This window comes from Pseudomonas sp. AGC41 (assembly GCF_057334555.1).
Map to the genome: position 1 here is coordinate 6,564 of NZ_JBHFJB010000015.1, position 3,336 is coordinate 9,899.

Consider the following 3,336-nt stretch of genomic DNA (forward strand, 5'->3'; position numbering starts at 1 on the left):
TGCTGCCGCCTTCGCGAGCAGGCTCGCTCCCACAATGGATTTTCTTCAACCGCAGAGTTGAGGTAAACCACAGACCCTGTGGGAGCGAGCCTGCTCGCGAAGACATGGGCCCAGCCAGCACCAAACCCCGTGGCGAGGGAGCTTGCTCCCGCTGGGCTACGCAGTAGCCCCTCGGATTCCGATAACAACCGGTTATCAACTAATCCAAAAATGCCATTGGGAAAGAATCGCTCCGCGACAGTAGAGTCCTCGTTCAATCGCCGGATGAGCCGCTCATTCGACGTGACCCAATAACAACAATCAGGGGTTACCTCATGCAAACCATCTCCGAGCCGTTGCCCGCCCAGGCGCAAGCCGGCGAACTGGATTTCGAAGACCGGACCTACCGCAAGGTGATCTGGCGGATCCTGCCAGTACTGCTGTTGTGCTACATGGCGGCATACCTCGATCGGGTCAATATCGGCTTCGCCAAGCTCGACATGCTCGCCGAATTGCAGTTCAGCAATACAGTGTACGCCCTGGGCGCCAGTATGTTTTTCTGGGGCTATTTCCTCTTCGAGGTCCCCAGCAACCTGTTGCTGCATCGTCTGGGCGCGCGGTTCTGGATCGCCCGGATCATGCTCAGTTGGGCGGTGATCTCCATGGCCGTGGCCTACACGGTGCCGCTGGCGGCGTTCTTCCACATCGAATCGAGCACGATGTTCTATGTGCTGCGTTTCCTGTTGGGCATCTGTGAAGCAGGCTTTTTCCCCGGCGTGATCCTCTACCTCAACTACTGGTTCCCGACTCACCGGCAGAGCCGGGTGATGTCCGGGTTCCTGCTGGCGTTGCCGGTCAGCCTGACACTGGGCGGGATCCTGTCCGGCTGGCTGATGAACAGCATGCAAGGCGTGCAGGGCATGTCCGGCTGGCAGTGGATGCTGATCATCGAGGGCATTCCTTCGATCATCATGGCCTTCGTGGTGATCGTCTGCCTGGCCGACAACATCGACAAGGCCAAGTGGCTGTCGGCAGCGGAAAAGGCCCTGCTCAAGGCCAACCTGCAAACCGACAACCAGGGCAAGGCTTCGCGCTTGAGCGAAGTGTTCTTCAACCCTCGCGTCTGGTTGCTGGTGCTGATCCTGCTGACCTTCAACACCGGTTTCTACGGCCTGGCCTTCTGGATGCCGTCGATCATCAAGAGCACCGGCATCACCAACAGCCTGCACATCGGCTTGCTCACCGCGATTCCTTATTCGGTGGCCGTGGTGGCGATGCTGCTCAATGCGCGGCACTCCAACCGCACCGGTGAACGGCGCCTGCACGCAGCCATTCCGGCATTCATTGGTGGCGCCGGGCTGATCCTCAGCGCGTTTTTTGCCGATAACCTGGTGTTGTCGGTGCTGTTCCTCAGCGTCTCCGCCTCGGGAATCCTCAGCCTGATGCCGATTTTCTGGACCCTGCCGGGCACTGTGCTGTCGGGCGTCGCCGCCGCAGCCGGGATCGGCATGATCAACGCGATCGGCAACCTGTCGGGCTTCACCGGTTCGATGATCACGGCCGTGGCGGAAACCCTGACGGGCAATATCAACAACGGTACGTACGTCCTGGCGCTGTGCCTGTTGGTCAGCGGCGGTTTGATCCTGGCGATTCCCGCCTCGATGCTCGGCAGGACAGCCAAGACCGCGCCCACGGCCGCGCAACTGGAGACCGCATGAACCTGCAAGGCAAGCGGATGCTGGTGACGGCGGCCGGACAGGGCATCGGCCTGGCCAGCGCCGTGGCCTTCGCCCAGGCCGGCGCCGAGGTGTTCGCCAGTGATATCGATATTCGCGCGCTGGCGGGCATTGAGGGGGTCACGCCGATGCTCCTGGATGTCACCTCGGCCAGCGCCATCGACGCTGCCCGCGAGCGGATTGGCGGGCTGGACGTGCTCTTCAACTGCGCCGGCTACGTGCACAGCGGCACTATTCTCGAATGCGACGAAGCCGCCTGGGCGCGCTCGATGGAGCTCAATGTCAGCGCCATGTACCGCATGATCCGCGCGTTTCTGCCAGGTATGCTGGCGCGTGGCGGCGGGTCGATCATCAACATGTCGTCGGTAGCGTCCAGTATCAAGGGCGTGCCCAATCGTTTCGCCTATGCTGCCAGCAAGGCGGCGGTAGTCGGGCTGACCAAGTCCGTCGCCATCGACTTCGTCAGCCAGGGTATCCGTTGCAATGCGATATGCCCCGGCACCGTGGATTCGCCTTCGCTGCGCCAGCGCATTGCCGACCAGGCGGCGCAGCAGGGTGTCGAGGAGGAACAGGTCTACCGGCAGTTTCTCGACCGCCAGCCCATGGGGCGCATCGGCAGCACCGAGGAGGTTGCGCAACTGGCGCTGTACCTGGGCAGCGACGCATCTGCCTACACCACCGGGACGGTGCACGTCATTGACGGTGGCATGAGCCTCTGAATTTTCACTTGAGCAGGAGCACTTCATGAAACTGTTGCGTTACGGCGAAAAAGGTTCGGAAAAGCCCGGGCTGCTGGATGATGACAATCAGATCCGTGACCTGTCGGGCCACGTGCCAGACATCGCCGGGCAAGCGCTGGCTCCTGAAGGCCTGGCAAGACTCGCCGCCATCGACCCGCGCAGCCTGCCGCTCGTAGGCGGCCCGCCGCGGATCGGCGCGTGCGTCGGGCAGGTCGGCAAGTTCATCTGCATCGGCCTGAACTACGCCGACCATGCCGCCGAGTCGAACATGGAGGTGCCGAAAGAACCGATCATCTTCAACAAGTGGACCAGCGCCATCTGCGGACCGAACGACGATGTGCAGATTCCCCGTGGCTCGCTCAAGACCGATTGGGAAGTCGAACTCGGCGTGGTCATTGGCAAGGGTGGACGCTACATCGACGAAGCGAATGCCATGGAGCATGTCGCCGGTTATTGCGTCATCAACGATGTGTCGGAGCGCGAGTGGCAACTCGAACGCGGCGGCACCTGGGACAAGGGCAAAGGCTTCGACACCTTCGGCCCGCTTGGACCCTGGCTGGTGACGAAGGACGAAATCGCCGATCCCCACGCGCTGGATCTGTGGCTGGAAGTCGACGGGCATCGTTATCAGAACGGCAATACCCGGACGCTGATCTTCAGCGTGCCGCAACTGATTGCCTACCTGAGCCGGTGCATGAGCCTGCAGCCCGGCGACGTGATCTCGACCGGGACGCCACCGGGTGTCGGCCTGGGCATCAAGCCCAACCCGGTGTTCCTGCGCCCGGGCCAGACCATGCGCCTGGGCATTCAAGGTTTGGGCGAACAGCGTCAGGTGACGGTGCAGGCGGACTGATCACTGGCTTTACCGCCATCTTCGCGAG

Annotated in this window: 3 protein-coding genes; all 3 read left to right on the forward strand. The window is 62.1% G+C overall.

What is annotated here, in order from left to right:
• Nucleotides 1–314 precede the first annotated feature (314 nt).
• Genes ACE04F_RS02005 through ACE04F_RS02015 form a run of 3 tightly spaced genes read left to right on the forward strand, consistent with a single transcriptional unit; the run spans nt 315 to nt 3,308 of the window.
• Entirely contained in the window at nt 315–1,697 is a 1,383-nt protein-coding gene (locus tag ACE04F_RS02005; protein ID WP_434568743.1) for an MFS transporter, read from the forward strand.
• Nucleotides 1,694–2,434 (forward strand): SDR family oxidoreductase, encoded by a 741-nt coding sequence (locus tag ACE04F_RS02010; protein WP_486104397.1) that lies wholly within the window; start codon nt 1,694–1,696, stop codon nt 2,432–2,434. Before ACE04F_RS02005 ends, ACE04F_RS02010 begins: the two co-directional genes overlap by 4 nt.
• A gap of 25 nt (nt 2,435–2,459) precedes the next feature.
• The gene (locus ACE04F_RS02015) at nt 2,460–3,308 is read left to right on the forward strand and encodes an ureidoglycolate lyase (protein WP_486104399.1); all 849 of its coding nucleotides are present in this window, start codon (nt 2,460–2,462) and stop codon (nt 3,306–3,308) included.
• The last annotated feature ends 28 nt before the right edge of the window (nt 3,309–3,336 follow it).